The sequence below is a fragment of the Streptomyces sp. NPDC059740 genome (assembly GCF_042733155.1).
In the GTDB taxonomy this organism is placed as follows: Bacteria; Actinomycetota; Actinomycetes; order Streptomycetales; family Streptomycetaceae; genus Streptomyces.
Map to the genome: position 1 here is coordinate 47,777 of NZ_JBHWGP010000006.1, position 26,693 is coordinate 74,469.

Here is a 26,693-nt window from a genome sequence, read left to right on the forward strand (position 1 = left end):
GGTCTTTGCGCGTTTTTACAGTTAGGGGCGTTGGGGTGTGGGGGGCCCTCGGTTAAACCCGCCCGGCCCCCACACACGCATCCGGCTTGGTCGAGCCCGGAGAGCGCCCCACCCGACGCCACGTTGCATATCATTCTAGCGCGATGTACTTTAGCGCCTGCCCCTGCACGATCAGGGGGCCGGCACCGAAGGGAGCCGGCGGTGTCGGCGTCATCCCGAGTCCGTCCCACCAGCGGCTCCGGCCACGGAGCCACCACCTCGGCCTGCACCCTCGCCGGCCCGACAAGGAGTGATCACGGTGATCCCCGCCGACGCTGACGAAGAGGTCCTGACCTCCGAGGAGATCGCGGAGAAGTACAAGGTCAACGTGCCGCAGGTCGGGTACTGGAGCGAGATGAAGGGGTTTCCCGAGGGCTGGCCGGACGGCCCCGGCCGCACCCTCGTCCGCGATGCTCGTGAGGTGGACGAGTGGCTGCGCGAGAACCTGCCCGTCCACTGGGCGCGCGGCCAGGAGTCGGACAATCCCTACGGCCTTCCGGAGGGCAATCCCAAGGACCTGCTGTCGCTCAAGGACATCGGAGAGTTCGAGGCGAAGGCGCTCGGGCGGGACGAGCCGGTGCCGGCAACCACCCTGCGCGGGTACCTGTCCAAGGGGACGATGCCCAAGGCCGACCGCACACCGGGCGATGGGCTGAAGCCCGAGGTGACGGACCGCAGGTGGTTCCGTCAGACCGTCTACGACTGGGTCAACCGTCCGCGGAGCATGCGACGCCAGAAGAAGGCTGATGGAGGTGCTGGCGGTGCACAGGCACCGGCGCAGCGCCGGCCCAAGAAGCAGTCCGGCGCCGCACAGCAGTCGTCGTCGCGCGTGGATGTGGATGGCATCGCCGAGAAGTACGGGGTCAGCCGGCCGACGGCCAGCAGGTGGACGCGCACTGAAGGCTTTCCGGCACTGGACGGAGCCGACTACGACGCAGCCTTGGTGGACGCCTGGGTGCGCTCCGAACGGCGGCGCACCTGGGAAGCGGCACAGCGGCTGCCGGCGCCGGCGGCTGAGGCGGCCGGCGCTCCCGAGGCATCGGAGGAGCAGGTGCCGGCGGCCGCAGGGGCGGGACGACGGTCTCGGAGCAGGAAGGGGGTCGAGCTGGCCGCGGACCAGATCGGCCCGCGGTATGGCGTCCCCCCGGAGACCGGCACCAACTGGACCAGGGTCAAGGAGAAGCGGGAGGACGGCAGAGTCGTCCGCAAGGCCTTCCCCGCCCCCCTGCGGACAGCGCCGCGTGTGTGGGACCAGGACGAGGTCGACGACTGGGTGAGGGAGGCCCGCCCGCACGTGTGGGCGGCCTTCAAAGGCACCGGTCCGGTGCTGCTCAACCCGCTGCCCGAAGGCGATCCTCGCGACCTTCTGGACGTGGATGACTTCGCGGAGGTGTGGGGTATCGCCACACGGGGCGAGCCCCTGGCGCGAGAAACCGTCATGTCGTACCACACCCGGGGGCAGATCCCGTACGCAGACCGGACTCCGGACGACGGGAAGAAGCCGCGGGTGCTGTCCTACCACTGGTATCGCGAAACGGTGTACGACGTCATCACCAGCCGGCGCGGGCCAGGGAACTTCGAGCCCAAGCGGCCTCGTGAATGAGATATGAGTCGGGCCCGGTACCCCACGGCGGGGGTACCGGGCCCGACTCATCTGTGCGGCATTCCGGTTGAGCCGGAGTGCTCACCGGCGCATGTGCCTGTCGAGAAGGAAACGGCGCAGCGGACGGGGCCGGTGCGGCGGAAGTCCGGCCAGTTCGTACACCGCGTCGTGCAATTGCGGGTGGGCCATGAGGGTCCACTGCCGTCCCAGAGCCCGGTAGACGTTCACCAGCGCCGTGTGCGGGTGCATGCCGAGGAGTGTGCTGTAGGCGGCCGCCACAGCGGGGGTGCGCGAGCGGCCCGCGACACAGTGGAGGAAGACCCGCTTGCCTTGCTGGCGCAGCCGGAGAATCTGGTGGGCGGTCTGGTGGAGCACGAAGTGGAGGTTGCTGTTCGCGCCTTCCTTGTCGACCAGCCAGACCCTGACGTGTTCGACGTCGGTCGCGGCGAAGATCGGGTCCTGGCCGACCCGGCACAGCGACACGACCGCGTCGATCGGAGCCTCGCCCTGGAACTCGGTCATGGGCAGGTTGCTCATGAGGACACCAGGGTCTTCCGGATGGGGGGCGACGAACCCCTTGCCCGCGTAGGCGGGGATGCGGACGCGAGCGGCTGAGGGCCAGCCGTCGGCGTCGTCGGCTCCGGCGCGCGCCGTCAGCACGGCCAGGCGGACGAGGTCGGGGCCGGTCAGGTTCGGCCAGCCGTTGACGGCCTGCTGCCAGGCGAGCGGGATCGCCGAGACGCCCCAGCGCGCGCCCAGCAGAGCCCCCGCGATCGCTGCGACGGTGTCGGTGTCGTTGCCTGCTCGTACGGCGGCCTCGGTCGCGAGCTGGAAGTGCTGGGCGGGGAACGAGCCGTGCTCGGGCGCGTGCTCCGGGACGGAGGTGCGAGTGATGGCCGACCAGGCGGCCTGGAGCGCGGTGACCACGTATCCGTTCGTCGGCCAGTGGTGCGGCGGGTTGGCCTCGGCCTCGTCCAGTCGCGTGTTCCAGAGGGCCTGGCGGTCGGGGGCCAGGAGCGCGACGCCGTCGCGGACGCCGTCGAAGCTGCCTTCGAGGACGGCGGTTCGGATGCCGGAGCACCACAGGATGCACGCTTCCACGCATTCGGGGTCGCTGTGGGTCAGGGAGCTGATCAGTGTGGCGGCCTCGACCATGCCGTCGAGGTCGTCCAGGTAGGCGAGGGCCACGATGCCGGTCCGCATCAGTGAGCCGTTGCCCGCGCTGTACCGGGTGCGGGCGGTGTAGGCGTCGGCGGCCGCTGTCATGGCTTCTGACGGTGAAGCGGCCTTGTTGGCCCTGGCCGTGCTCAGCACCGTCCGGGTCTGGGAGCCGATGTCGCTGGCGCCTCCCTCGCGCCATGCGTGGAAACGGCGGGCGATCTGGTCGAGAGCGGAACGGCTGGTGAGGTCGGCTCCGGTGGCGGCGACCTCGGCGATGCAGACGTGCATCTGGGTGTCGTCGCTGTACTCCCCCGGCTTGTACGGGCCCAGGCCTCCGCCGATCATGACGGGCTGCTGGCTGGCGGTCAGACGCGGCTGGAACTCGTAGGGGACGCCGAGAGCATCACCGCACGCAGCTCCGATGAGGACACCGGCCGCGCGGTCGGCGGCGTGGATGTCCAGCGGCCGGGAGCCGGAGGGCTGAGGGGTGGCTGCGAGGGCGGTGAGCATCGTCATCACGGGGTATCTCCCGATGTCAGGGGGTGTGCGGGAAGCCTGAGAGGAACGGTGGCGGGGAGCGCGGCGTGAACTAGCCGGGCGCTCCGACCCGCTGTCGTTATGTCAGCCTGACACAGCATCGTCATAACGTCAACCCGACGAAATTCGTTGCATATTCGTGTTGCGCGATGTACTGTCGAAGTCGTTCGGTCGAGCAGCCGCCGTTGCATCGACCGACCCTCTCCCCTCCCGTCCGTGTCATCCGGCGCGGCGGGTCACGAAGCGGATGCGCGCCCCTTCGCGGCGCAAACCCTCCCCCTTTACAAGGAGTTCGACATGAACAAGGCCCAGCTCGTCGATGCCGTCGCGGACCGGATCGGCAGCCGTCAGCAGGCTGCCGACGCCGTCGACGCCGTTCTGGACGCCATCCTCCGCGCGGTTGTCAGCGGCGAGCGAGTGTCGGTCACCGGCTTCGGTTCGTTCGAGAAGGTTGACCGTCCCGCCCGGTTCGCCCGTAACCCTCAGACCGGCGAACGGGTCCACGTTAAGAAGACCTCGGTGCCCCGATTCCGCGCGGGCCAGGGATTCAAAGACCTCGTGGACGGCTCCAAGCAGCTCCCCGCTACGGAGCAGGTGGCGGTGAGGAAGGCCCCCAAGGGAACCCTGTCCGGCTCTACCAAGCAGCTGGAGACGACAGCGGCCTGATCATCTCCGCCGCCGCACCTCAGGCCCCATCCCCCCATCCCCGCTGCGGCCGGGCTCCCCGGCGCCCGGGCCGCAGCACCGACACACCCGCCGCGCTCCCGTGGCGGCCGTCACCCGCCCCGAGGACCACGATGCCCATCAGCCCCACGCCGCACCACCCGCCGCCCTGGATGACCGGCCACTCGGCCGGTCTCATGCTGCTGGCCGCGCTCGCCGAGTACGGCATCACCCCGGGCGACCGCCTGTCGATCGGCCCCGACCGCTTCGACATCCCGCTGCCGTTCCCCCAAGGCTTCTGGGGCCGGCTCTCCATCGCCGACCGTTCCCGCTCCGTCCGGCACGCCCCTGATGCACACACCGGCTGGCGCATGTACCTGCACGACGAGCGCGGCGAGCCGGTCGGGGACCCGGTGTTCGTCACCGGCACCGGGGGTCTGGTCGACTGCGCCGAAGACTCCGCCATGCTCGCCGCGGCCGTCGCGGACTGGCTGACCGCGCCGGTCTCCCGTCACTGCGACTGCTACGGCAACGAGCATCCCGGACGGCCGCATGACCGCGAGTGCAACCGCTACCGGCGGCCCGTGCAGGGACGTCCGGCGTGAACGCCGAATATGACGGGCTGACGGCCGGCGCGACGACGGTCGACAGGCCTCCAACCCCGGAGACCCCGCACCACACGACGCAGACCAAGGCTGTTGTCCCGTTCGACGCCGCCACCACCGCAACGGCGTGCCACGCCTCCCCCGAGGTACCGCATTCGCCGTGCGGTGAGCCTGTCGGCGGCGAACCGTGATCACCCGCCTGGAGACGTGGTGGAACGTCGGGGTGGACTCCTTCGCCGAGGACGGCGGCTACGACGCGGCCGAGGTGCCCCGGGAACTGTGCTGGTACGTCACCTCGTCGATCACCGACATCAAGGCTCTGGAAGAGGCCGAGGGCTGGGCGTACGGCTACGGCTCGCCTCAACTCCGGGTCCGCGACGGGCGGGTGCACATAGCGCTCGCCTGGCGCCTGGAGGTGGACCGCGAGTCGTGGGCCGCCGTCCGCGGTCTCGACCCGCGCGCCGCCGTGCGTCACGACTTCGCCGAGCACATCGCCCGGGAACTCATCGGCCTCCCCTCCGTGTGCGAGACCGACGCCGTGATGACCGCCCGGTACGCCACCGGCCGTGGCACCGTCCGCCGCTCGTGGGCGTGGCAGGACCGCCATCCCGACGCCGCCGGTGACGGGCCGCTCATCCAGCTCCCGGTCGTCCCCGACCAGTCCCACAGAAAGACACCGTCATGACCTATCTCGTGGTCGAACACGGCCGGGTCACCTCGGCCCACACCACCCTCGCCTTGGCCCGCGCCGCCGAGGCGCAGGGGCCCGGCCACAGCAACGAGGCCGGCCCGGCCCTGGGCAGGGAGCCCGCCTGGTGGTACCGAGGTGGCCACGGCGACTTTCCGCAGCTCGGGCTCGTGCGCACCGAGGCAACCGCGCTCGGGCTCCGCTTCGAGCTGCGCGCCTGCCAGGCGCCCGCCGGCAGCTGCGACCACGACCCCTGTGCCGCCTACGTCACCTGGGCCAGCAGCAGTTCGTATCACCTGCTCGGCGACCTGGCCATGTTCGTGCCCGCGTCGTGGGTCTGGGCCGGAATGCGCGGCCACGACCCCCGTGGTGACGAGCCCGGGTTCCGGGCCGAAGCGCAGGCACTCGTCGAGCGCCTGACGGCCGACCTGCGCCCACCCCTGTATCCCGTCGGTGAGGCGCCCATCGACCCGCGACCTCTGGAAGACCGGCGTGCAGCTGCGCACGGCCTCGTCGTGCGGTTCCTCGCGGCCCACTTCGGACCGTCGCCGAGCCGAGCATCTGCCGTCGAGGTGCATGCAGTGCTCGCCGACGAGCTCGTGCACCTGACGTTCGAGCCTCCGGCGGAGGAGAGGCGGGCCGTGTGCGGGGTACGGCTTGCGAATCGGGATGACGGCCACGACCTCGTCGACGACACCGCGCGCCGGTGCAAGCAGTGCTTCGGCCGCGCGCCCATCAGCCCGCCGCCGGTGCTCACGGCGGCGGAACACGACGCATGGACGACCGTTCTCCGTGCCCAGAACCCGCCCCGTCCGTAACCCGGCACCGTCCGCCATAAGAGGTGATTGCCCGTGTCCGAAGCACTTGTCGCCCCGGTTTCCGGCTCGTACGCGCAGACCGAACTCCGCCTGCTGCGGCGGGGTTCCTACACCGCCGGCTACGTGCCGCAGGTGATCGATTTCATCATGCGCGGCGTGATGGGCAGCGAGTTCGCATCCCCCAGTGAGGAGGGGCCTTCCCCCGCGAAAGTGGACACGCGTTCGGGTGGTTATGCGGCCAGCGTGAGCTTATCGGACGCCTGCTGGTGCTGGTTTTCGTAGTCGACGGGGCTGAGGTGTCCGTTGGCGGAATGCCTGCGGCGGGTGTTGTAGCGGGTGAGCCACCGGAAGACGGTGCGTCGGCAGAGTTCCGCTCCCGGGTAGTGGTGGGCGCCGCGCAGGGTCTCCCGCTTGAGAGTGGCGTGGAAGCTCTCGCAGGCGGCGTTGTCGGCGGAGGTGCCGACCGCGCCCATGGACTGGGTGACGCCCAACTCGCCGCACAGATTGGCGAATTCACGCGATGTGTACTGGGCGCCGTGATCGGAGTGGAAGACCGCGCCGCTCAGATTGCCGCGGGTGGCGGCTGCCATCCGCAGGGCGTCGGCGACGAGTTCGGTGCGCATATGGGTGGCGATGGACCAGCCGACCACCCGGCGGCTGAAGCAGTCCAGGACGGTGGCCAGGTAGAGGAACTGGCCGTCCCCGGTGGGGAGATAGGTGATGTCGCCCATGTACTTGACGCCGGGCGCGGGGGCGGTGAAGTCACGCTGGAACAGGTCCGCCACCGGGGTCGCCGACGGCTCGGGGATCGTGGTGCGGACCCGTCTGCGCAGGCGTATGCCCGCGATGGAGAACGTGCGCATCACGCGGGCCACCCGTTTCTCGTTGATCTTGCGGCCGTCGGCGCGGAGCTCGGCGGTGATCCGCGGGGAGCCGTAGGCGCCGTCGGAGTCGGCGTGGACGGCGCGGATCTGTTCGGCCAGGGCCCGGTCGGCGGCCTGCCGCGCCCTCCGCGCGTCGGCTCCGTCCCGCCACTTGTAGTAGCTGGAGCGGTTCACGCCCAGCACCTGGCACAACCGCTTCACGCCGAAGGCGTCCCGGTGGTCGTGGACGAACTGGAAGCGGTTCACCAGTTCGTCTCGCCGGCGAAATACTTGGCCGCCTTGCGCAGGATGTCCCGCTCGGTGGCCAGCTTCCGCTCGCTCGCCTCAAGCTCGGCCACCCGGGCCTCCAGTTGCCGGATCCGCTCGTCCGGGTCGGCGGACGGTGCCGGCTGTCCGGCCCGGGCCGGCGCTGCCCCGCCTGCCCGGGCGGCCGCGGGGGCGACGCCGCGGCGTGCCCGGTCCCGCAGCACCCACTCAGGCAGCGTCGCTCTGTTGATGCCCAGGTCAGCGGCGATGCTCTTGTAGGTCGCCTCGGGCGTGGACTCGTACAGGGCCACGGCATCGGCCTTGAACTCGTCCGAGTAGTCCTTCATCGCCATCGGCGGTCTTCTCGCTTCCTCCGGATCAAGCAGATCCAGTATCAGCGTGTCCACCACTCAGGGGGAGGCCCCGAGCAGGCCAGGGAGATCCATCGCCTCCTCGTGCGCTATGCCGCAGGCGGTCAACCGGGTTCGCGGGAGCTTGCACGGGCCATGCTGAACGTGCGGCACGCAACGGGGCTTGTGCGGCATGAGCACTACCGGGCGTCGGCCGTACCCGCCGTCGGCCCGGATGCTGCCGTCTCCGGGCATCGGCTGCTCGAGCTCGCCGCGGCCGCCGGCCGCGACCGGGTCCTGCCCGCGCAGGGCGGGGCGCTGGTCGTCAGCGAAGACGGCACCGACGGGCAGGGGACCGTCTATCGCCCCGTGCCCCTGGAGGAGGCGCGGGCGATTCGTGTGGCCGCGCGCGGCGCCAAGGAGGAAGCTGTCCGGCTGCACGAGCGGGTCGTTGCGGCGCTGAGTCCCCACGTTCGGATGGCTGAGTGGAGCAAGGACGAGGGATACGGCGTCGCCGTGGATGTCGTGTGCAATACGGTCTCCGTGTACTGGTGGCCGGCTTCCCTGCCCGAGACACGAGATCTTTGGGAGCGGGGTGGAATCCGGCAGCTGTGCATGCACCTGTTGTCGGCGTGGTTCCGCGCCTCTGAAGGCCCTCGGGGGACTGTCCACATCCATGGCGTTGCACATTTGAGTTTCATCGTGTAACTTAGATGTATCAGCTCGGGGCGGCGCCCGGTATGCGCTACGCCCCCTTAGCTGACCAACTCCCCGCATCTCTACGCCACTTCGCCGCTCCGCGTCGAATGCCGGCGTCCCGGCCGGCGCCCGCAGCCGTCGGGCCACTTTCCAAAGGAGCATTGATGTCCGACACCGCTCCGAAGTACGCCGTCGCGTTCGACATGCGCGTACTGAACTTCTTCTCCCGCCTGTCGTGCGTCGAGAACGCCGAAGCCGCGCTCGCGACTTGGGTGCCCACCGGGGCCCTGCCCGACCACCACATGTGCCTCGCAGCAGTGATGTTCCGCTCGCACAACGGCGTGAGCACGCTGACGGCAGCGCTCGCCCTGGCCGACGACACCGGTCATCTCATCTGGAACCCCGAAGCCATGGGCAGTCGCACCGAGCGTCGTACGGCCCTGTGCGACTACTGGGACTGGACGGAGGAGATCCGGCCCGCCAGCGAAGCGGGCGACCGGCTGATCCGCGCGGCGCTCCCGCTGTACGGCGTCGACGCCGAGGCGGCCGACCTCGACCTGGCCCGGGAGCTGTTCGGCACCACCCTCGCCGATGACGAGTACGGCCGATCTCGGCGAATCCGGCAGCTACTGAAGCGACTCAGCCTCTCCACGTCCACGACGCCTCCGGCGCCTTCCGCGGCGGGCGGTGCACGATGAGCGCACCTCCGGTCCCGCAGATGTGCGCTCACCGCCCTCGGCGCGGTGGCCTGGTCGTTCCCTACGTGTCCTTCGAGCACAACAACGCCGTCACGTTCGGCGCGCTCGACCCGCGCAAGCGGACCCGCGCCTTCGTCAACCGCCTCTGTCAGATCTGCGAGAGGCCGTTGCACGAGCGGTTCTATGTGCTGCTCCGGCCCCAGGACGTGAGCGTCGGCTACGCACCCGAGCCCGGGCTCCATCCGCCGTGCATGGTCTACTCCGAGCAGGCCTGTCCCATGTTGTCCGGAGCCGTGACCACCTACCGCGAGGGCGGGGTGATCGCCCGGCACCCGGCAGGCCGGCCGTGTGACGACCCCAACTGCTCCTGCCCCGTGACTGCCTCCAGTGAGGAGGACGAACGGCGTTCGGGCAGCGCGGCGGACGACTGGGACGCGTGGATGCTGCCGCTGGCGAAGTACCAGCTGCGCCACACCGCCCAGGGCGAACCCATCGGGATCGAGCTCCCCGCCAAGCCGCTGCGCATCCGCCGTATCCGCGTCTCCCCGGCCCGCCAGCGCGCGCTCGCGCTGCTGGAGGCGCTCCAGGAACTGGGCCTGTAGCCCCGCGGCACGCCGACCCCACACCGCCCCTCCGACGAGGAAGAACCATGATCACTGCCACTTTCAGCCCGCCCGACGTCGAGCGCCTGGTCCGGATCGCCGGCGCCCTGGCCGACTCGCCGGCCGCTGCCGAGCTGTCTGCGCCGGATCGCAAGTTGGCGGCTCGCGCACGAACCGAAATCCTGGCTCAGGCCGCCGGCCGCCTCTCCCCCGCCCGCACCGCGCTTCTGGGCCCTCGCCCGGGCGAGCAGGTCTGGCTGCTGCGCATGTGGAGCAGGCACGAGGACTCCACCGTCCCGTACGCCACCGAAGCCGCCGCGCTTGCCGAACTCGCCAGCTACGCACGGGGGTGTTGGGACAACCTGTACGGGCAGCCGGGTGTGCCGGAGCACCCGCCGGCGGATGACGCCGAAGTTGTCGAGTTCTACTTCGGCTCGGACGGCAACGCGCGGCCGGATGAGGGCTACGAGCTGTATGCGGCTGAGGTGGTCCGCGGCCGGCGTTCCCGGTTCGTCCCGCTGGACTTCCGCTTCCCCTTCGCCGCGGAGGCCGAGGCTCTCAACCGCGCCGCGGTCTTCCACGCCGCGGACGATGACGGTCCCGCGTGCATCGAGGTGGCCGGTGTACTCGTCTTCGCCTATCTCGACCACGGCGACGGCGTTGTTCGGGTGTCGGTGCACCTGGACAGCGCCGATCCCGACTACGTCGTCCGGCCGGACGGCACCGTGCCACTGCGCGTAGTAGTGGAGGACACGGTCGTCCTGGACGACGGGCCCGCGCGGGCCCCTCGCCCGACGGTGCTGGAGGAACTCCTGGCCGGGGCGGACAGCAGCCAGAAGGCTGCGATCTACGCGGCGGCCGTCACGGCCGGGCTCATGTGGAGTTGCCCCTCGTGCCGCTGGATCAACCCGCGTGCCGCAGCGGGTTGCGAGGGCCCCGGCAACTGCCGCACGGCCGCACCGCCGACCGGAAGCGAGTCGGCAGCCGCGCTCCCGCTGGCGCAGGTCCCAGTTCTGGAGGGCCCGCGATGAGCAACAAGCCTTATCCGCCCGCCCCTCACCACCTCCGGGCTGCATCCGCGCACGCGGAAGGGCACCTCACCGCCCGGGTCAGCCGCGCGACGCTTCAGACCTACCTGGACGACGGACTGGTCTACCGCAACGACGCCGACGGGTTCCGGCTGCCGCCGGAGGCCGCCGTGGACGAGGGCTCGGGGCCGTACGTCATCACCGGCGCAGGGCGGCGCGCCATCCTGAACGACTCGCAGCGCGCCGCCATCGACTCCGCCGACGACAGCGGCTTCCTGCCTTCGAAGGTCGCGTGGCCGACCGCCGATGCGCTCGTGCGGCTCCGACTCGCTGAATACCGGGACGCCCAGGGCGTGGCACAGCCCACCGACGGCGACGACGGCCGCACCGGTCCCAAACACCGCCTCTGGCTCACCCCAGCGGGCATCGAAGCCGCACGCACCGCCCGGCCGGCGACCTGACCACCTAAGCCCGTCACGGCTCCCCCGGTGCTGGCCATGCACCGGGGGCCGGAGTCCCCGGCGGGCAGTGGCGGCCGGACACACCCTCATCAGTGGAACAGAACGGACACGCAGTGAGCACCGCCTCCGTAGAGACCTTGGCCGACATCTGGCGCCATCTCGAATCGATGCTGGGCCCGTTCCTCGCCGTGCGGGAATGGGCAGAAGAGGCGATCCAGGCGGCGCAGCAGCGCCACCAGGAGAGCGGCCAGGGGCCGATCTGGCGCGCCTTTCCTCTCGTGCGGCCGACCCTCCGCCGGCTCCACACCTCCGAGCGGCTCTACCGGGCCCACGCCGCGGAAGTGCTCGACCGGGTCGCCGAGGGCAAGGACACCCAGCCCGCGACGGCCGCCGAGATGATCTGCGTCCTCATGGAAAGCAGCCTGCCCGCCCCGCTCAACTCCGCTGCCGCCTACCTGTACATGCGCCTGTTCGCCCAGGTGTTCCCAGAGGACTTCCGCCAGCTCGTAGCCAGCCCCACGGAACTGGATGCCTACGAAAGCGTCCACGGGTCGGAAGCCGACGAGTACGAGTCCGACCTCCAGCGGAAGCTCACACAGGCATGGCGAAGGCCAAAGGTCTAACCCGCCGTGCCCGTCATCGCCTGGGCGCGCCACCGCGAGGCCGCCCGACCCGTGCGCAGCGCGCTGTCCCTGCCGCTCCGCCTTCCCTGAGATCAACGACGCGGCGGCCCCGTTTGCCCTTCCTCCCCCAGCGGGAGCGGCCCGTGGGGCCCGCACCGCCCGATTGTTTGGCCCAGACCATGACTCTGACCCTGTTCGACACCCCCGCCCCAGCCCCTTCGGCACCTCAGGTGCAGGTGGCTTCCACGGAATCGCTGGAGGCCTTCCGCGCGTCACCCCGTAAGTCGCTCTCCTACGGCCTCGGCGTCGACTCGACGGCCGTGCTCCTGGCGATCCTCGACGATCCCGTCAGTTTCGGCATCGCCGAAGACTTCTCCGACTTCAGCGTGATCACGGGACTGACGGGATTCGAATTTCCCGACACGATCGCCGACGTCCAGGACCACGTCCTGCCCAGGCTCCGCGCGAAGGGCATCCGCTATGCGCAGGTGGCTCGCGCCGGCCACCTGGAGGACGCCGGCGTCCAGGTCCTCAGCGACACCACGAATCCCGGGAAGATGTACAGCCGCGGGCAGTGGACGCTGATGGACGAGCTGGAGGCCAACGGCACCGTCCCGCAGTACGCCGGCGGTCACCGATGCGCCCAGAAATTCAAGGCTTTCCCCATCGAGCGCTTCCAGCGCGACCAGGCGGGAGGCCAGACGGTCGGCAAGCTCTTCGGTTACAACGCGGACGAGCACAAGCGTGCCGTCGAGGCCAACCGGCACCAGGCCCGCAGGGACAAGAAGGCCGGCACCCGCATCTTCGCGCTCGACTATCCCCTCATCCGGCTCGGGCTCGACCGGAAGGGCGTGCAGGGCTACGTCAAGGAGCGGCTCGGCGTGGCCATGTCCAAGAGCTACTGCCCAGTTTGCCCGTTTTCAGGCGTTTGCTCGCCGCAGCCGGATCATCTGAAGCGGCTGCGGAAGTATCCCGACCTGGCCGCTCGCGTTCTCCGTCTGGAGTACGTGTCCATGGCCCTCAACGACAACAGCTCGCTCTACAAGGACGACACCCTCCACCGGCGCATCGTCAACGACGGCAACGCCGAGGCGCTCGGCCAGTTCGAGGCGCGCCTGAACGAAGAGGACTGGGCCGTCTACCGGTTGCAGCGCGCCTACACCGCAGGGCGCCGGCCCGAGTGCCGCACCGCGCACGGGGACCGCTGCGCCAAGCCGGGATGCCGTGACAACGGCATCAAGGGAACCGTCTACCGGTCGGTGAAGACCGTACGCACCGGCAGCCGCGCGGAAGTCGGCGCGTTCCTGCGCAACGCGGCGTCGGCGCTGGACCGGCCGGTCGAGCACTCCACCAGCGCCCACCGCTCCGGCATCGAGCGCGTACGGACCCGAACCCGCCCGGGCCCCAAGGCGTACGGAACGGTCGAGGACTTCTACGTGACCGCCCCGGCCGGCGTCCAGGACAAGGCCCGCGACGGCTTCGCCAAGGTGTGGGCCGCGATGACCGCCGGCCAGCAGCAGGCCGCCGCCCCCGACGAGGAGTCATGATCACCCGCACTCTGCCCGCGGCCGCGTACGAGAAGCTGACCACCTCCGTCGCCCGGGACACCGGCGATCGGCGCAGCGCCGCCCTGTGGATCCACGCGGCCGGCCTGGTCCGGCACGCCCAGGAGCACGGCCTTCTCCCGGACACCGGCCCTGCGCCCGGGGCAGACGGGGTGCGCAAGTCCCTGGAGATCCTGGCCTCCTGCCACCCTGCCCTTGCGGCGCTGACCGACCCTCGCGTTCTGCCGGTCTGGTCCCAGCCACTCGGCGAGACCGTGTGGGAGGCCATCAGCACCTTCTGGGAGCAACACCCCGCGCTGGAGGACGAGCACCGGATCGACGGCTACGCCCTCGGCGACACGTACCAGTTGCTCTCTGACGATGCCCGCAAGGGCCGCGCGCTTTGCCAGACCCCGCCGTGGATCGCCCGCTTGCTGCTCCGCCTGTCCCTGGAGCCGGCGATGGAGGAGTGGGGGCCGGCCGGCACCCGGATGATCGACCCCGCCTGCGGGACGGGGCACATCGTCATGGCGGCCTTCCACATGGCGCGGGTCCCGCCGGTCCGCGGGCGGGGCTCGGCCCCGGCGGCACACGGGCATCGGGCGCTCGAGCGGGCACTGGCCGCGGTGACGGGGGTCGACCTCGACCCCTACGCCGCCGCGCTGACGGCGTATCGCCTGCTCGCCAGCTGCGCCACCATCCTCCGCACGCCGCTGGAGCGTCTGCCGTCGAGCTGGCCGGTCAACGTGGCCGCGGCCGACTCACTGTTGGCGCGCGACGAGCCCCTGCTAGCGGCCGGTGCCTACCACGCCTGCGTGGCCAACCCGCCGTACATCACGCCGAAGGACCCCGTCGTCCGCGACCGCGTGCGCGCCGCGTATCCGCAGGTCGCCAGCGGCAAGTACTCCCTGGCCCTGCCCTTCACGGCGCTGATGCTTGAGCGCCTCGCCGCCCCCGGCGGATTCGTGGCACAGCTGACCAGCAACTCGTTCATGAAGAGGGAGTTCGGAAGACGGTACGTGGAGGAGTTCCTGCCACGGTTCGATGCGCGCTGGATCATCGACACCTCCGGGGCCTACATCCCCGGTCACGGAACGCCCACCTGCATCCTCGTCCACCGTGCGCGCCCGCCTGTGGGAGACACGGTGACAGTGATCCGGGGCAACGCCGGCGAGCCGCGCATCCCCGAGGATCCGGCGCGGGGGCTGGTGTGGTCGGCGATCGAGGACGCAGTCCACAGCCGGTTGGCCTGGGATCGGTTCCAGGAAGGACTCGTCCAGTTCCTCGGAGAAGCCGAGACCAACTAGGCGTTGCATGTTGAGTTTTCTAGATGTACTGTGATGACATCGCGGAGCGCAGATCGCACGCCGGGCCCCAGCTGACTTAGCCAGTGAACCGTGGGCCCCTCCATCCCGAAATCTCGAACGCACGGAGAGCACCGATGAGAAGGAAGTGCACGGCGGTGAAGATGCCGCTGGGCTACCGGATCAACAAGTTCCTCAGCAGCCGCTTCGGCGAGTTCCGCACGGGGGACCGGGTGGCGGTGACCGGCAGCCGGTGGGGGGACTACACCGGAACTGTCGTGCACTCGGTGTACCAGACCGTGACGGTCGCCCCTGATCCGGGCACCACCGAACGCCTGTACCCCGACGTGTACGGCGTGACGCGGTCGCTTGAGGCGAAGTCGCAGTGCGTGCGCATCTGGAACGGGTGACGCCTCGATGAAGCGCAACAAACCGCTGGTAAAGCAGCGCAAGGCGGGCACTCAGTACCGGCGCCGGAGGGCGTACCAGTTCCCCGACCGCGCGACCGCGCACTGGGTGCTCGCCGTCCCCCAGGCGTTCGCCGGTGTCCACGAGACCGTATTCGACATGACGGGTGCCGTCCCGGCAGGGAACGACGTGGAGTACCCGGACAGTCCGCGCTTCGGCTCTGTGCTGCGCTGGCGGATCGACCGCAACGGCCAGACCGCCTATGTCTACGGCCTGAGCATCGGCTCACGGTTCAGGCAGAGTCCTTCGATATCCGGCAGCCGGGTCGCGGCGTCTGTGCGCCACAGCATCCCGACGTCTTCGGACGTCTACCACGTCTTCGTGGCTGAGCGGGACGTGTGCACGCACGGCACGAAGTGCACGCTCACCAGGTACTTCTACACGTACTCGGATCACGAGGTGGCATCCCACACGCCTGAGCGGTGCCCGACGGCGGTCCTGGCCGACGGACCGCCGTGGCGCCTTGTCGGCCGCACCGTACCTGACGGCCGCCTCATCGTCTGACCCCGGTCCCGCCTCTGGCGGGACCCCGCATTCGCCCGACCAGCAACGTCAGGATCACCATGCACCCCCTCCTCCCTCTGGGCGCCACCATCACCCGCTCCGAACTGCACACCCTTCTCGGCGGACGCCTCCAGGGCCGCATCAGCCCGAGCAAGACCACCCCGGTCATCAGCCTCTTCACGACACCGGGAGCACACGACAGCCAGCACGACGGATGGACCGGCCAGCACTTCCACTTCCAGGGTGAGGGCCAGGGGGAGCGCGAGCAGCAGATCAAGCACGGAAACCGGGCGCTCGCCGAGCATGTCCTGACCGGAAGGTCGCTACGTCTGTTCGTGTCGGCCCCCGGCGGCCTGGTCCGCTACCTCGGCGCCTACCGGGTGGATCCGGACATCCCGTACGTGCAGGTGTCCCTGCCGGTCGTCGGCGACCCGATCCACCCTCCGCGCACCGGCTACGTCTTCAGGCTGCTTCCTGAAGCCGGCACCCCTGCGCCCGAAGGCGTCCCGGCCGCGCCCCCGCTGAAGACCGAGACGGCCATCATTGAGCGTGATCTCGCGCTCCCCTTCCGCCCGCAGCCCGGCGCCGAGCGAGGACGACACCTCACATCCATCGAGCAGACTGCCGAACGCCTCCTGAAGGACTACAGCGATCACCTACGCCTCCTGGGACACGATGCCCGTCGGTACCACGTCACCCCTGCGCGGGAACTCCTCCCCTTGCCGGTGGATCTGTTCGACCACACCACCAACGAGCTCATCGCCAGCTCCGGCAGTGTCGCGCGGACTCACATGCTCGCCGCCTTCGGCGAGTTGATCGACATGCGCAGGTTCTTCGCTCCGACGCCGAGGCGCGTCATGCTCGTTCCATCCAAGCCCCGTCCCGACCTCGCCGATTTCTGCGCGACGTACGACACCACGCTGATCTGGCCAGACGGCGAGGGCCAGTTCCTCAGGTCCGACCCCTGACCCGACGGCCGGGAGCGGAGCCCACAACCGTGCGTTGCATATTCCATTTACGCGGTGTATCTTGATTGCATACTTCGAGGGCGGCTGACACTCGTCGCCGCCCCCTCCCTAATCACCCGTGAACCCGAGGCGCATCGCCTCCGGGCGTCTCCTGGGAGCCACTCCGTGAACCGAACGCGCACCCGCCTGCCCGGCATCACCCTCCGCGACGCCGCGGCGTCGGACACCGACGAGATCATGCGGCTCGTCGCCGACGTGAATCCCGACGACCCCGACGCATTCGAGGACGCGCGCCCCAACCTGGGCCTGCCCCAGGCGGGTCCCCTGTCCCACTTCAGGGCGCTGCACGTCGTCGCCGAGGACGGAAAGGGGCAGACGATCGGCACCCTTCTGGGCGGCGCGCCGATCTGGCTTTTCGATCACCCAGGCATCAACCACCCAGCCCTGCTGGAGGACTTGGTCGCAAGGATCGGGATGATCTCCGCAGTGGCGGTGGCATCCGATCACCGCGGCCAGGGCGTAGGGGCGGAACTCATCCGGCATGCCGCACGCCGGTTCACCCGCGCCGGATATGGCCTGGTGACCCTCAACAGCCTGCCCGCGCTGGAGGACTACTACCGTCGGCTCCAGTTCTCGCTCATGGACGATCTGATCGTGAACCTCGGCGACGGACGCATGGTGGCGCCGGTGTGGGAGGGCACGCGGGTCGCCGCGAAAACGCTCGACCGTCACACGGTCTTCGCTGACGTCGCCGGTCTTGCCTCGCCGGTCGTCTCCGGCCTCCTGCCCGGCAGCCGGGTCCCCTCCGGCGCGTACTTCGACGGCGAGCGGCTGCGCACCTGACCCCTGCCGGGACCGGACCATCGTCATCCCCGGTCGCCTTTCGGCTCGCCGGTCACCGCGCCGGCGGGCTCCCTTCGATGAAAGGAACCCGAGAACATGAGCACGCAGTACACGGATCACATGGGACGGCGGTTCACGCCGACCGCGACTCAGCGGGCCATGCCGGTCGGCGCCGAGGTCTGGGTCGAGAACGGTGACATCTTTCATGACGGCCGTGTCTGGTCCGGGCGGGATGCCGCGTGGATCGGTGAAATCACTGAGCACTGCGGCACCGGCCTTACGGTGGTGAAGGTGACCGATCGCCGACGCCACGCCCCCGAGCGGGGCGGGTACGGGTGGCTCAAGCACGGGCAGAGCTACCAGCAGGAGACCCGGAACCTTACGCTGCGCACCGACGAGGAGATGGCGAGCGACCCGGTGGCCGACGACGGACATGAAGGTCCCCGGTGACGCCCCCGGCCCACGCACAGGCACACCCTTCACCAGCAGGTGCGCCTCCGTCGGACCTGACCGCGGCGCGGTGGCGCGCCGACACGAAGCACCAGGAGGAACAGATGCAGATTCCCGGCACTCAGCGCCCGAGCCGGCGCAGGTGGCAGCGATGGGCGCTCCGGTTCGGACTGCCGTGCGCACTGGTCGCGCTCGGCAGCGTGTGGCTGTATAAGCCGGAGACACAGGCGAGGGCGATCGCGGCGGCCGGGATCGCCGTGGCGGCACTGATCGTGTTCGTCCTGACCATGCCGGGCCGCACAGAAGAACGGTCCCGGCGCGCCCGCGGCGTCACACCCGACGACCCCTCATAGCGGAGTGCGGCCCTCTACCTGCGGCTTCGCCGGACTCCACGACCAGAGCCGGCCGCACGCTCTTCGACGGTCGGCAATCCCCACGACGGATCTCGGCCTGACCAGGCCTCCGGCCACCAGGGCATGCGGGATTCGGGTGTACCGATCTCCCGCGATGGAACACATCTGGTCAGCGATAAGGCCGTGAGCCTGATCTTCGTGCGCTCCTGCTGTGCGCCCTCTCCCCGTGACTGACCTGCAGGGGGCACCCGGGCCGTAGCCGTGGGCTGGGGCATGCTGCACAACTCTGGCCCGACGTAGATGACTTGGCTGAGGAACGGAACGCCCGCCCTCGGCTGTCCATCCCTCTCGCGTGCGTTGCATCTTCAATATTCACGATGTATTGTACTTTCATCAAGCGGACGCCGCTTCTTCCGCCGGAGTCCCCGCGCCGCCTTCCCTCCCGCTTCCTGGAGCCCTCCATGTCTACTGCCCTCGTCCCCGAGGTCGCCGCCGCCCTGATCGCCTACCGCCGCAGCATGGGCGACACCGAGGTGACCTTGGTGGACCTCATCAGCGACTTGATGCACCTGGCCAGCTACATGCGAACCGACTTCGAGCGCTGCATGGACGGCGACGCCAAGGCGCGGCTGGATGAGCGCGCGCTGTCCGCCATGCCCAGCCTCCACCTCTCCGTGGAGCCGATCGCCAACACCGACGAAACGGCCTCGGCCGACCACTGCTTCGACCACTACGTCCACGCCAGTGACGCCGCCGCCGTCCTCCGCGTGCACTCCTCCGAAGAGGAGTTCCCCACGTTCTCCGCCGCCCTGAACAAGCTGCTCTCCGATCTGCGCGCATTCGCCGAACACATCGGCCTCGACTTCTCCGCCGTCGTGCGCTCGGCCCGCACCTCGTACCGGATCGAACAGCGGAAGGCCCAGTAGCGCCGACAGGTTCGCCGGTCGTCACGGCCATGTTCGCGCCGACCGGCCTCATACCCAGCTCCACCAGCCCCTTCATTACTCACACAGACCGGAAGGACGTCCATCGTGACCACGTTCTCGCCCGCCCCGGCCCGCTCGGGCCGCGGGTCCATACGCCAGCACCTTGACCTCCGCGAGCACCCCGCCACGAAAGCCGCGCTGCTCGACAGCGACCTGTCCAACCCCTCTGCCTTCTGCGGTGGATGCGCACACGCCGTGCTCAAGAAGCACCGCGACGGCCAGGACCGCCTCAAGTGCGGCCTCCTGCCCCGCACCAGCCGCGGTCTGCGCGGCCCCGATCTGCGCAACACGACGCCCGCGTGCGTGAAGTACGCCGAGGCGGCGGCCCCGCAGGACGCATGACCCGTATTGCGCTCCCGTCGCCGCGGCTGTACTCACGGGCCGCGGCGACGGGGCCGCCATCCGCCCATCCCCTTCGTCCCGGCACTTCGTAAGGAGGCCCAGCATGCTCCCCCGCACCGTCGCCGACTTCGTCGACGAGTCCGTTACCAGCAGGCTCGCTGGATCGCCCGGCGACTGCACCGACCCGGGCTGCGCCCGGCACGCAGGCACCATGAACTGCCCTCCGTTCAAGACGAGCCGCAGCTCCGGTCCCGAGTTCGGCGAAGCCGTGGCCGCGGCCTGGTACGCCGCGGGCGGGAGCCGACTGGACATCCCCGCAGGGGTCGTCGCCGCGCTGGCACTGTGGCCGGCCAAGTCGCCCGGAGCCAAGGACGCCGACGCCCTCGCCTCATACATCGCCGCGCAGCCCCCACGCGTCCTCGTCCGCGGGCTGGCCGAGTCGGCCAACTCCTACTGGGGGCTACGCCCCGATCTGTGGGAAGTCTCCCGGCCTCTGTTCGACTGGGCGCAGGAAGATCTCAACTCCACCCAGCTGAACGGCGTCGCAAGCGTGGCGAAGGCGGCGCTGCGCCACGGAGTGCTCCTCCACACGGGAGACAGCGACCCCGCGGAGCGGTCACACATCGACTTGATGTCCTGGGTGATCACAAGCCTGAGGCACCACGAATCCCGGCGTGCCATGGGCGAGTACCACACGCCTCCGGACATCAGTGACTTGATCAGCACGATGCTGACCTCCGACAGCCGGCCTCAGCCGCAGGGGGACGCTTTCATCGAGCCGACGGCCGGCACCGGCGGCATGGTCCGCTCGGCAGCCCAGGACCTGCGTCGCGAAGGTCAGGATCCGTCCGACTTCGCCTGGGTCATGCTCGAACTCGACCCGCTGTCCGCCGCCGGAGCAGCCGTGAACGTGCACGTCTGGGGTCTGGGACCACGCGCCGTCGTCGCGAACGGCGACGTCCTCGCCCATGGCGACCTGGACCAGCAGGCGCGTACCTACCAGCGCGACATGGCCCGCCACCGGGACATGCTCGTCGAGCTGATCGGCTTCGCCATCGCCACCCGCACCTCTGAGCGTCTCCTGCACGCGCTGCTGACGCAGTAGCCGAACGCCACCGCCGGGCCGCCGACTGGAGACACCCGATGCCTGAGACCCACGACCACGCCGACAGCGAGAACGTCGCTGTGGCCCTTCGCAAGACCCTGCCGATCCCCAGCCGGACCCGCGTGTACGCGCTGACGTGCGGATGCCCCGACGCCGACGGCCAGCTGTTCTGGACCATCGACACGGAGACGCGCTCCTACGAACTCCTCCTCGCCCCCGACAGCGCCGGTCTGCGGACGGTTCGCCTGACCAGCGAGCCGCGCTTCGGCGACGGCCCCACCTGGGCGGCGGACTTCCTCGTCCGCGACACCTCGACCGACTGGGGGGAGGCCCTCGCACATCTCGTCGCCCGCCTGACCCTCGCCGACCGAAGCACTCTCCCGCTTCCCGACTGACACCGAAGGACGTCCCGTGCAGGACAAGAACCCGCTGACCGGCTGCCTGCCCGCCTTCGGCCGGCACCGCGGCTATCCACCCCGCTACGGGTGGCTCCGCAAGGTCCATCTCGCCCTCGTGCAGGACCCGCAGGCGCTGCAGCGGCCGGATGCGACGGTCGCCCTCGGCGTCGGCAAGAGCATGGTCCCCTCCATGGGCTTCTGGACCCAGGCGTTCGGGCTGGCCAGTCGCGAGGGGCGAGCCCTGCTGCCCACCGCCAGGGCCCACTGGCTCCTGGACGATGAGACCGGAGCGGACCCCTATCTCGAGTTCGATTCCAGCCTGTGGCTTCTGCACTGGTGGCTCGTGAGCGCCACGCCCTGCCATGCGCCCAGCTGGCGCTACCTGTTCGGCTACGCACCGCTGAGTCGCAACAGCCGGACCGAACTGCAGAAGAACGTCGTGGCCATCGCCAACGCCGCAGGATGGAAGACGCCGGCGCAATCAGTACTCGCCGCCGACATCGCCTGCCTCGTCAGCATGTACGCGCCCAGCGACCATACGCCGGCGAACATCGAGGACGAGCTCTCCAACCCCTTCCGCACCCTGCACCTGCTCGACCCCGAACCCCCCGCCGGCCGCACCTCCGATCGAAGTCATCTGGTCGCCGTACGCCGCACAGCCGGGCGTAGCTGCCCCGAACTCGTCCAGGCGTACGCCACCCTGGACTTCGTCACCCACAGCGTCGGAAGCACGCCCGGCTCCGTCAGCCTGAGCAGGCTCGCCTCCGATCCCCTCGGCCCCGGCCGGCTCCTCCTCACCGGCGCCGCCGAGCTTCGCCGCGCCCTGCACAAGGTCGCCGCCCGGCATCCGGACCTGGCCGTCATCCAGGCCGCCGATGGCGAGGAGGTGCTGGCCTTCACCAGCCGTCCGGACCAGATCGCCGAGCAACTCCTGAACGCCGCATACCCCTTCCGCGGGGACAGCCGCGCACTGGACTGAGAAGGCGTCGAGCACCAAGGGCGTTGCTCATTCGCGTTTCCAGATGTATTGTGATCGCACGCTACGGCGCTCCGGTTGCGGATTCCCGCTGATCGCGCGCGGCTCTGACCTTTCCCTTTGACACTCGGAAGCTGCCCCCGCAGCTGGTGCCGTCGGCGACTCATTCCCCCTTCCTCCTTGGGAGCGATCCACCGATGACCCCCTCCCCCGTAGACGCCCTCCTGGCCGAGGAGCAGTTGGCGGCCGCACTGCACAACGGCATCGCGGAGATCCGCCGGTGCCACGGATCATGCACGGCCGACCAAGTCGCCGCGCACCTGGTCCAGCAGCTGACGGCCGGTCTGCTCCGACAAGCGGTCGCACCCGACGCCGTGACCGAGGCGCTCGACGTCGAGCGCCTGATCCAGAGGGACTACGGCCTGATGACCAAGGTCGCGAATCGCGACGCCCATGTCCGGTTCACCGCCGGGCTGGGCGACAGCTGCCTGGACCACGAAGAGCATCTGGACCTCCGGGCCGAGGTGAGCCTGAGGTACCGGGTCGATCTGCGCTTCAAGTGCGGCCTGTCCAGCAGGGACGGCGGAGCCACCTGGACCCTCGCCTTCACAGAAGCAGCCGACAAGGGCTGGCTCGAATCCGTCAAGGCCATGAAGGAGCCGGTCGGGGACCTGGTCACCGCGCTCGCCCACGACTCCGAACACCGAGACGGGTTGGAGCCTGTCGTGGAGGCCGCACGGCACGTCGCGGCCATGCGGGCCCTGTCCCGGCTCCGGGTGGCGCGCACGCAGCTCGCGACGGCCGGAACCCGAGCCCTGGCCGCCCGGGCGGTCTTCGACCAGTACGGCTACGCCGTGGCAGATCTGGAGCGGCTGCGAACCCGTCTTGCAGAGCTCGCCTGGAGCCGGAACAGGGGCCTCATCGGCTGGTGACCGCTCCTCGCGCGGGCCTGGCGGCGCCCGCGCGAGACCGCCAGGCGGCCCGGACGGTTCCGGGCCGCGGCCGCCCCCTCCCCTTGGTTCGTCCCTCTCGCCCGGAGACACTCATGCCCGTCCTCGACCAGTCCCGCCTCGCTGCCGACAGCCCACCGCCCCTGCCGACGTTCTGGCTCGGCGTCCACCGCCCCAGATGGCTCGAGCGGGACAGCATCCCGATGTTCGTGTCGAACCGCCAGCTGGCCGGCATCAAGACGCTGCCACGGGCTCTGGGGCCATGGGCCCTCGACAGCGGCGGGTTCACCGAGATCACCAAGTACGGCGAATGGCGCACCAGTCCGCAGCAGTACGTGCAGCTCATTCGCAGGTACCGCGACGAGGTGGGTCACTTGGCCTGGGCGAGTCAGCAGGACTGGATGTGCGAGGACCAGGCGCTGCGCATGACCGGCCGGACGATCGACGAGCACCAGGACCTCACCGTCGCCAACTTCCTGACTCTGCGCGAGCTCGCCCCCGAGCTCCCGATCGTCCCCGTCCTGCAGGGGTGGCTGCGCCCCCACTACTTCCGCTGCGCTGAGAAGTTCCTCGCCGCGGGCGTCGACCTGACCCGCGAGCCGCTGGTCGGCGTGGGAAGCATCTGCCGGCGTCCCAGTACGTACGTGGCCGGCACCATCCTGGAAGACCTGCACGCCACCGGCCTGCGGCTGCACGCCTTCGGGTACAAGAAGTCGGGCCTGAACACGTCGTGGCGGCACGTGGCCTCGGCCGACAGCATGGCGTGGTCCAAGGGCGGCCGACACGAGGTCATGTGCGGCACCCACAAGAGCGAGGCGAACTGCTTTCGCTATGCACGGCGGTGGCGACAAGACCTCCTGGACCACCTCGCGGACGTACGGGAGCGGCGATGAGCCGTCGGCTGGTCGTGCCCAGCGTGGGCGAGCTGCGCGCGATCGTGTCCGGGGAGCCCCGGGGCTACGCGCAGCGCTGGACTTACGGGGTCCCGAGCTGGCGTCATGTCTCGGAGGGTGGCTTTCGAAGGACCCGCTATGAGGTGGCGCGGCTCGATGAGCAGACAGCCCGGACTTACGTGACGCGGCACCATTACCTGTCCGGGTGGCCCGCCAGCATCCACCGATTCGGCTTGCTGGACACCGAGGCAGAGCCGGGCCCCGACGACCAGACGGTGCAGGGCCACGTCCTCGTCGGCGCCGTGGTGCTCGCCTCCCCCATGAACGAACGCGTTCTCACCAGGGCGTTTCCGGGTCTTACCCCTTACAGGGAGAGCGTCGAGCTGGCCCGTCTGGTGCTCACTCAGTCCGTGCCGGCCAACGGCGAGACGTTCCTGGTGTCCCGGGCCCTGCGGCTCGCCGCCGAGCAGGATGTACGGGGGGTCGTCTCCTTCGCCGACCCGATGCCTCGCCAGCGGATCACCGAGGACGGTGTTGTCATCGGCTCGCCAGGTCATCTCGGGATCGTCTACCAGGCGCTCGGGGCCCATTTCGCCGGCCGCAGCACGCCCCGGTCCTTGTGCTTCCTGCCGGATGGCACGGTCCTCAATGCGCGCTCGAAGGCCAAGGTCACCGGGGGCGAGGTCGGCGGAGAGGGGGTCATGCGCAAGCTGCGCGATCTTGGGGCGCGGCCGCTTAACTGCGGTGAGTCTCCGTCCCGTTGGCTGGCCGAGGTACTTCCGGCGATCGGGGCCAGGTGGGCTCGTCACCCTGGGAACCTTCGCTACCTGCTGCCGGCTGGCCGCACGCGCGGCGAGAGGTCGAAGACGGTCTTCGGCATGCCCGCGCAGCCGTACCCGAAGTGGGAGGCCGATCGGCGGCCCGTCGGGAGTCCACCACCCCAGAGCGTTGCACGATAGATGTTCACCATGTAATGTGGCTGTGCGGTCGAGGTGACGCCTCCCGCTCCCTTCTGCGGCCCTTACTGCCGCACGCCATGCCACGAGAAAGCCTCCGAGATGAAGCTGGTCATCACCGCCATCGACTCCAACTACCGCACTTCGGACACGGATTACTCCTGGACTGACCCTGGCGAGGTCCTCACGGTCGGCACCGACAGCGCCTTCGTCGGCGTCGAATCCGGACGGTTCACGACCCGTGGTCGCGTCGCCGACGTCGCACTCAGCCGCGCGGAAGTCCGCCAGAAGATCATCACCCTTCTCACCCGCGACGGTTGGTACGACCCGCAACGGGAGCAGCAGAGCGCCGAGACACGCAAGCGCATGGCCGAAGTCTTCGGCCTGGCGCGCGGCTTGCCGGTCGGCACGGTCCTCGAACTCCAGGACTGCAGACCCCGCCCCTTCACTGCCCCGGCCCCCACCGCCGCGTCCTGAGCCGCCGTACCCAGAAAGGGCACCTTCCGTGAACGCTCCTGCCTCCCGCACCGACGCCGAGCAGATCTGGTACCTGGCCACCCTGGGCCGTGAGGCACTGCTGCGCTCTCTCGCCCCGCTCGGCCTGTCCAGCACCATCACCCACGACCCGCTCAGCCTCGCCACCCATGTCGTCGCGTCCACCCCCGGGCGCGCCCTTCACCAGATCGGTCAGGCCGTCCTCCAGCCCCTGCTCACGGCCAAGGCATTCACCGTCACGGTCACCAGCGACGACATCCCCACCGCTTTCACCGGCGTGGTGCCGGTGATCGGAGAACACACGGCAGGCGGGGCAACCGGCCTGTACGCCGAACTCCTGCTGTTCAGCATGGAGGGCCTGAGCAACAAGGCCGCCTTCCGGCTCTCGCGGATGCCGACCGACAAGAACTGGATCATCGACACCGACTTCCACCCCACCGGACACCCCGACTTCCAAAGGCCGTTCGGCTCGTCCCGCATGGGTCGCAAACGCGCCCCGCTCGCCCCGTTCTCCGCCGAACTCGACCGGCTTGCCGCAGAGCTGCACACGCAGGGCAGTTCGACGTGACGCTGTATGGCATCCCGCCCGCCGGGATGCGCCGCTTCATGGTGCCCGAGCGCGGCCGGGACCACGCCCACGCCATCGCCGACGCCGCGCACGCCTGGTGGGTGGCCAACCGCGGAGGCTCGGGAGACCGGGCCATCGCGGTCGGCACCCTCGCCGTGCTCGCCCTCGCCGCTCCAAGCCGGCCCGACGGCCCCGACTACGGCCCTCTGCTGATCCCCCTGAGCGACGAAGGACTTGTGGACACGCTCAGAGCAGGATGGAACACCTTCAGGACCTACGATCCTGATCTCGCGGAAGCAGCACGCCCGCTGCACGACTGGCTCGGCGCACCGACCGAGAACGACATCCATGGCCTGTCCGACTATGCGCGGGTGCTCGTGCGGGCAGGGCTGCTGGAGTACTGCAGCGACGTGGCCCGCGCCGAGTCGGACGATATCCTCGGTCTTCTGATCACGCGTATGCGCACCTACGCCGAGCGGCAGAGCACTGGGGAGTTCTTCACCCCGGCAATGGCCGCCGACCACGTCGGCGAGACCATCTTCGCCACGGACCGGAAGCCCGGTGACCTGTTCCTCGAGCCCGCTGCCGGAACCGGCACGATGGCCCGGGCCGCGGCCGCAGCCCTGCGGGTATACGGCGCCGACCCGGCCACCTTTCACTGGTGGCTCAACGACCTCGATCCGCTCAACGCGGCCTGCTGCGCCGTCAACGCCCAGCTGTGGCGGCTCGGTCGGAATGTCACGGTCTCGTGCGGCGACGCGCTGAACCACCCGCGGCTGCTGGAGGAATCGGTACAGCGACGCGCCGAGAAGGCAGTCGCCGACCTGAAGGATGCCCCCGTGCTCTACCACACCAGCACCCGGCCCCCTTTCTGGCCGTTCTGAA

The 26,693-nt window shown here is 69.8% G+C and carries 33 protein-coding genes and 1 pseudogene; 32 read left to right on the plus strand and 2 right to left on the minus strand.

Annotated features, from left to right (window positions below; genetic code table 11):
- Positions 1-298: 298 nt before the first annotated feature.
- Positions 299-1,642, plus strand: a complete 1,344-nt coding sequence (locus tag ACFV3R_RS09885) for a hypothetical protein (RefSeq protein WP_385578418.1) — start codon at positions 299-301, stop codon at positions 1,640-1,642.
- Positions 1,643-1,723: 81 nt separating this feature from the next.
- On the opposite strand, the gene ACFV3R_RS09890 is transcribed toward ACFV3R_RS09885, so the two are convergent.
- Positions 1,724-3,319, minus strand: a complete 1,596-nt coding sequence (locus tag ACFV3R_RS09890) for an ADP-ribosylglycohydrolase family protein (RefSeq protein WP_385578421.1) — start codon at positions 3,317-3,319, stop codon at positions 1,724-1,726.
- A 318-nt stretch (positions 3,320-3,637) separates the two neighbouring features.
- Between ACFV3R_RS09890 and ACFV3R_RS09895 the strand changes: the two are divergent.
- From ACFV3R_RS09895 to ACFV3R_RS09920, 6 genes and pseudogenes are all read left to right on the plus strand, one after another.
- A pseudogene (locus tag ACFV3R_RS09895) lies at positions 3,638-3,997 on the plus strand (HU family DNA-binding protein); the annotation flags it as partial.
- Between the two features lie 140 nt (positions 3,998-4,137).
- On the plus strand, positions 4,138-4,608 hold the full coding sequence (locus tag ACFV3R_RS09900; protein ID WP_385578424.1) for a hypothetical protein: 471 nt from the start codon (positions 4,138-4,140) through the stop codon (positions 4,606-4,608).
- Positions 4,605-4,799: a hypothetical protein gene (locus tag ACFV3R_RS09905; RefSeq protein ID WP_385578427.1), complete on the plus strand. Its 195-nt coding sequence runs from the start codon at positions 4,605-4,607 to the stop codon at positions 4,797-4,799. The genes ACFV3R_RS09900 and ACFV3R_RS09905 overlap by 4 nt, the downstream gene beginning before the upstream one ends.
- Positions 4,796-5,293: a hypothetical protein gene (locus ACFV3R_RS09910; RefSeq protein WP_385578431.1), complete on the plus strand. Its 498-nt coding sequence runs from the start codon at positions 4,796-4,798 to the stop codon at positions 5,291-5,293. Before ACFV3R_RS09905 ends, ACFV3R_RS09910 begins: the two co-directional genes overlap by 4 nt.
- Complete coding sequence (locus ACFV3R_RS09915; RefSeq protein WP_385578434.1) at positions 5,290-6,114, plus strand: hypothetical protein; 825 nt, start codon at positions 5,290-5,292, stop codon at positions 6,112-6,114. The genes ACFV3R_RS09910 and ACFV3R_RS09915 overlap by 4 nt, the downstream gene beginning before the upstream one ends.
- Before the next feature lie 33 nt (positions 6,115-6,147).
- On the plus strand, positions 6,148-6,396 hold the full coding sequence (locus ACFV3R_RS09920) for a hypothetical protein (RefSeq protein WP_385578437.1): 249 nt from the start codon (positions 6,148-6,150) through the stop codon (positions 6,394-6,396).
- Here ACFV3R_RS09920 and ACFV3R_RS09925 read toward each other — a convergent pair.
- Positions 6,345-7,597 (minus strand): IS3 family transposase gene (locus tag ACFV3R_RS09925; protein ID WP_385578440.1). Its coding sequence is split into 2 segments (ribosomal slippage): positions 6,345-7,255 and positions 7,255-7,597, totalling 1,254 coding nucleotides; the frame shifts between segments, so codons are not numbered across the junction. The two genes, ACFV3R_RS09920 and ACFV3R_RS09925, sit on opposite strands and share 52 nt — an antisense overlap.
- Before the next feature lie 153 nt (positions 7,598-7,750).
- On the opposite strand from ACFV3R_RS09925, the gene ACFV3R_RS09930 reads away from it, so the two are divergent.
- The 25 genes from ACFV3R_RS09930 (at position 7,751) to ACFV3R_RS10050 (ending at position 26,692) form a co-directional block, all read left to right on the plus strand.
- The gene (locus tag ACFV3R_RS09930) at positions 7,751-8,302 is read left to right on the plus strand and encodes a hypothetical protein (protein ID WP_385578443.1); all 552 of its coding nucleotides are present in this window, start codon (positions 7,751-7,753) and stop codon (positions 8,300-8,302) included.
- Between the two features lie 155 nt (positions 8,303-8,457).
- Positions 8,458-8,991 (plus strand): hypothetical protein, encoded by a 534-nt coding sequence (locus tag ACFV3R_RS09935; RefSeq protein ID WP_385578446.1) that lies wholly within the window; start codon positions 8,458-8,460, stop codon positions 8,989-8,991.
- The gene (locus tag ACFV3R_RS09940; RefSeq protein ID WP_385578449.1) at positions 8,988-9,593 is read left to right on the plus strand and encodes a hypothetical protein; all 606 of its coding nucleotides are present in this window, start codon (positions 8,988-8,990) and stop codon (positions 9,591-9,593) included. The genes ACFV3R_RS09935 and ACFV3R_RS09940 overlap by 4 nt, the downstream gene beginning before the upstream one ends.
- Positions 9,594-9,640: 47 nt before the next feature.
- On the plus strand, positions 9,641-10,624 hold the full coding sequence (locus tag ACFV3R_RS09945) for a hypothetical protein (protein WP_385578451.1): 984 nt from the start codon (positions 9,641-9,643) through the stop codon (positions 10,622-10,624).
- A complete protein-coding gene (locus ACFV3R_RS09950; RefSeq protein WP_385578453.1) occupies positions 10,621-11,082 on the plus strand; it encodes a hypothetical protein in 462 nt (153 codons plus the stop codon). The genes ACFV3R_RS09945 and ACFV3R_RS09950 overlap by 4 nt, the downstream gene beginning before the upstream one ends.
- A 92-nt stretch (positions 11,083-11,174) precedes the next feature.
- Positions 11,175-11,705 carry a hypothetical protein gene (locus ACFV3R_RS09955; protein WP_385578456.1) on the plus strand — a complete coding sequence of 177 codons (531 nt, stop codon included), beginning with the start codon at positions 11,175-11,177 and terminating at the stop codon, positions 11,703-11,705.
- A gap of 236 nt (positions 11,706-11,941) precedes the next feature.
- A complete protein-coding gene (locus tag ACFV3R_RS09960; RefSeq protein ID WP_385578459.1) occupies positions 11,942-13,252 on the plus strand; it encodes a hypothetical protein in 1,311 nt (436 codons plus the stop codon).
- Complete coding sequence (locus tag ACFV3R_RS09965) at positions 13,249-14,556, plus strand: Eco57I restriction-modification methylase domain-containing protein (protein ID WP_385578462.1); 1,308 nt, start codon at positions 13,249-13,251, stop codon at positions 14,554-14,556. The genes ACFV3R_RS09960 and ACFV3R_RS09965 overlap by 4 nt, the downstream gene beginning before the upstream one ends.
- 134 nt (positions 14,557-14,690) lie before the next feature.
- Complete coding sequence (locus tag ACFV3R_RS09970) at positions 14,691-14,963, plus strand: hypothetical protein (protein WP_385578465.1); 273 nt, start codon at positions 14,691-14,693, stop codon at positions 14,961-14,963.
- Between the two features lie 7 nt (positions 14,964-14,970).
- Positions 14,971-15,525 carry a hypothetical protein gene (locus ACFV3R_RS09975; protein ID WP_385578468.1) on the plus strand — a complete coding sequence of 185 codons (555 nt, stop codon included), beginning with the start codon at positions 14,971-14,973 and terminating at the stop codon, positions 15,523-15,525.
- A gap of 59 nt (positions 15,526-15,584) precedes the next feature.
- Entirely contained in the window at positions 15,585-16,493 is a 909-nt protein-coding gene (locus ACFV3R_RS09980) for a hypothetical protein (RefSeq protein ID WP_385578471.1), read from the plus strand.
- 165 nt (positions 16,494-16,658) lie between these two features.
- A complete protein-coding gene (locus ACFV3R_RS09985; RefSeq protein ID WP_385578474.1) occupies positions 16,659-17,336 on the plus strand; it encodes a GNAT family N-acetyltransferase in 678 nt (225 codons plus the stop codon).
- 96 nt (positions 17,337-17,432) lie between these two features.
- Positions 17,433-17,786, plus strand: a complete 354-nt coding sequence (locus tag ACFV3R_RS09990; RefSeq protein ID WP_385578477.1) for a hypothetical protein — start codon at positions 17,433-17,435, stop codon at positions 17,784-17,786.
- Between the two features lie 104 nt (positions 17,787-17,890).
- Positions 17,891-18,139 (plus strand): hypothetical protein, encoded by a 249-nt coding sequence (locus ACFV3R_RS09995; RefSeq protein WP_385578479.1) that lies wholly within the window; start codon positions 17,891-17,893, stop codon positions 18,137-18,139.
- 461 nt (positions 18,140-18,600) lie between these two features.
- The gene (locus ACFV3R_RS10000) at positions 18,601-19,065 is read left to right on the plus strand and encodes a hypothetical protein (protein WP_385578482.1); all 465 of its coding nucleotides are present in this window, start codon (positions 18,601-18,603) and stop codon (positions 19,063-19,065) included.
- Between the two features lie 105 nt (positions 19,066-19,170).
- Positions 19,171-19,467 (plus strand): hypothetical protein, encoded by a 297-nt coding sequence (locus ACFV3R_RS10005; RefSeq protein ID WP_385578485.1) that lies wholly within the window; start codon positions 19,171-19,173, stop codon positions 19,465-19,467.
- A gap of 103 nt (positions 19,468-19,570) precedes the next feature.
- On the plus strand, positions 19,571-20,572 hold the full coding sequence (locus ACFV3R_RS10010; protein WP_385578488.1) for an N-6 DNA methylase: 1,002 nt from the start codon (positions 19,571-19,573) through the stop codon (positions 20,570-20,572).
- A gap of 38 nt (positions 20,573-20,610) precedes the next feature.
- Positions 20,611-20,967, plus strand: a complete 357-nt coding sequence (locus ACFV3R_RS10015; protein WP_385578491.1) for a hypothetical protein — start codon at positions 20,611-20,613, stop codon at positions 20,965-20,967.
- Between the two features lie 16 nt (positions 20,968-20,983).
- Positions 20,984-21,949 (plus strand): DUF4007 family protein, encoded by a 966-nt coding sequence (locus ACFV3R_RS10020; protein ID WP_385578494.1) that lies wholly within the window; start codon positions 20,984-20,986, stop codon positions 21,947-21,949.
- Between the two features lie 194 nt (positions 21,950-22,143).
- Positions 22,144-22,878, plus strand: coding sequence for a hypothetical protein (locus tag ACFV3R_RS10025; RefSeq protein ID WP_385578497.1), 735 nt, complete (start codon positions 22,144-22,146; stop codon positions 22,876-22,878).
- 113 nt (positions 22,879-22,991) lie between these two features.
- Complete coding sequence (locus ACFV3R_RS10030) at positions 22,992-23,789, plus strand: hypothetical protein (protein ID WP_385578500.1); 798 nt, start codon at positions 22,992-22,994, stop codon at positions 23,787-23,789.
- Positions 23,786-24,748: a hypothetical protein gene (locus tag ACFV3R_RS10035; RefSeq protein ID WP_385578503.1), complete on the plus strand. Its 963-nt coding sequence runs from the start codon at positions 23,786-23,788 to the stop codon at positions 24,746-24,748. Before ACFV3R_RS10030 ends, ACFV3R_RS10035 begins: the two co-directional genes overlap by 4 nt.
- A 99-nt stretch (positions 24,749-24,847) precedes the next feature.
- Positions 24,848-25,222 (plus strand): hypothetical protein, encoded by a 375-nt coding sequence (locus ACFV3R_RS10040; protein WP_385578506.1) that lies wholly within the window; start codon positions 24,848-24,850, stop codon positions 25,220-25,222.
- Positions 25,223-25,250: 28 nt separating this feature from the next.
- Positions 25,251-25,808, plus strand: a complete 558-nt coding sequence (locus ACFV3R_RS10045) for a hypothetical protein (RefSeq protein WP_385578509.1) — start codon at positions 25,251-25,253, stop codon at positions 25,806-25,808.
- Complete coding sequence (locus tag ACFV3R_RS10050; RefSeq protein WP_385578512.1) at positions 25,805-26,692, plus strand: hypothetical protein; 888 nt, start codon at positions 25,805-25,807, stop codon at positions 26,690-26,692. The genes ACFV3R_RS10045 and ACFV3R_RS10050 overlap by 4 nt, the downstream gene beginning before the upstream one ends.
- Position 26,693: the final 1 nt, after the last annotated feature.

Bases quoted from the DNA above. Each gene is read 5' to 3' on its own strand.
- ACFV3R_RS09890 (WP_385578421.1), bottom strand. From the start codon at position 3,319: ATGACGATGCTCACCGCCCTCGCAGCCACCCCTCAGCCCTCCGGCTCC.
- ACFV3R_RS09900 (WP_385578424.1), top strand. From the start codon at position 4,138: ATGCCCATCAGCCCCACGCCGCACCACCCGCCGCCCTGGATGACCGGC.
- ACFV3R_RS09915 (WP_385578434.1), top strand. From the start codon at position 5,290: ATGACCTATCTCGTGGTCGAACACGGCCGGGTCACCTCGGCCCACACC.
- ACFV3R_RS09930 (WP_385578443.1), top strand. From the start codon at position 7,751: ATGCTGAACGTGCGGCACGCAACGGGGCTTGTGCGGCATGAGCACTAC.
- ACFV3R_RS09935 (WP_385578446.1), top strand. From the start codon at position 8,458: ATGTCCGACACCGCTCCGAAGTACGCCGTCGCGTTCGACATGCGCGTA.
- ACFV3R_RS09940 (WP_385578449.1), top strand. From the start codon at position 8,988: ATGAGCGCACCTCCGGTCCCGCAGATGTGCGCTCACCGCCCTCGGCGC.
- ACFV3R_RS09945 (WP_385578451.1), top strand. From the start codon at position 9,641: ATGATCACTGCCACTTTCAGCCCGCCCGACGTCGAGCGCCTGGTCCGG.
- ACFV3R_RS09950 (WP_385578453.1), top strand. From the start codon at position 10,621: ATGAGCAACAAGCCTTATCCGCCCGCCCCTCACCACCTCCGGGCTGCA.
- ACFV3R_RS09965 (WP_385578462.1), top strand. From the start codon at position 13,249: ATGATCACCCGCACTCTGCCCGCGGCCGCGTACGAGAAGCTGACCACC.
- ACFV3R_RS09970 (WP_385578465.1), top strand. From the start codon at position 14,691: ATGAGAAGGAAGTGCACGGCGGTGAAGATGCCGCTGGGCTACCGGATC.
- ACFV3R_RS09975 (WP_385578468.1), top strand. From the start codon at position 14,971: ATGAAGCGCAACAAACCGCTGGTAAAGCAGCGCAAGGCGGGCACTCAG.
- ACFV3R_RS09980 (WP_385578471.1), top strand. From the start codon at position 15,585: ATGCACCCCCTCCTCCCTCTGGGCGCCACCATCACCCGCTCCGAACTG.
- ACFV3R_RS09990 (WP_385578477.1), top strand. From the start codon at position 17,433: ATGAGCACGCAGTACACGGATCACATGGGACGGCGGTTCACGCCGACC.
- ACFV3R_RS09995 (WP_385578479.1), top strand. From the start codon at position 17,891: ATGCAGATTCCCGGCACTCAGCGCCCGAGCCGGCGCAGGTGGCAGCGA.
- ACFV3R_RS10000 (WP_385578482.1), top strand. From the start codon at position 18,601: ATGTCTACTGCCCTCGTCCCCGAGGTCGCCGCCGCCCTGATCGCCTAC.
- ACFV3R_RS10010 (WP_385578488.1), top strand. From the start codon at position 19,571: ATGCTCCCCCGCACCGTCGCCGACTTCGTCGACGAGTCCGTTACCAGC.
- ACFV3R_RS10015 (WP_385578491.1), top strand. From the start codon at position 20,611: ATGCCTGAGACCCACGACCACGCCGACAGCGAGAACGTCGCTGTGGCC.
- ACFV3R_RS10025 (WP_385578497.1), top strand. From the start codon at position 22,144: ATGACCCCCTCCCCCGTAGACGCCCTCCTGGCCGAGGAGCAGTTGGCG.
- ACFV3R_RS10030 (WP_385578500.1), top strand. From the start codon at position 22,992: ATGCCCGTCCTCGACCAGTCCCGCCTCGCTGCCGACAGCCCACCGCCC.
- ACFV3R_RS10035 (WP_385578503.1), top strand. From the start codon at position 23,786: ATGAGCCGTCGGCTGGTCGTGCCCAGCGTGGGCGAGCTGCGCGCGATC.
- ACFV3R_RS10040 (WP_385578506.1), top strand. From the start codon at position 24,848: ATGAAGCTGGTCATCACCGCCATCGACTCCAACTACCGCACTTCGGAC.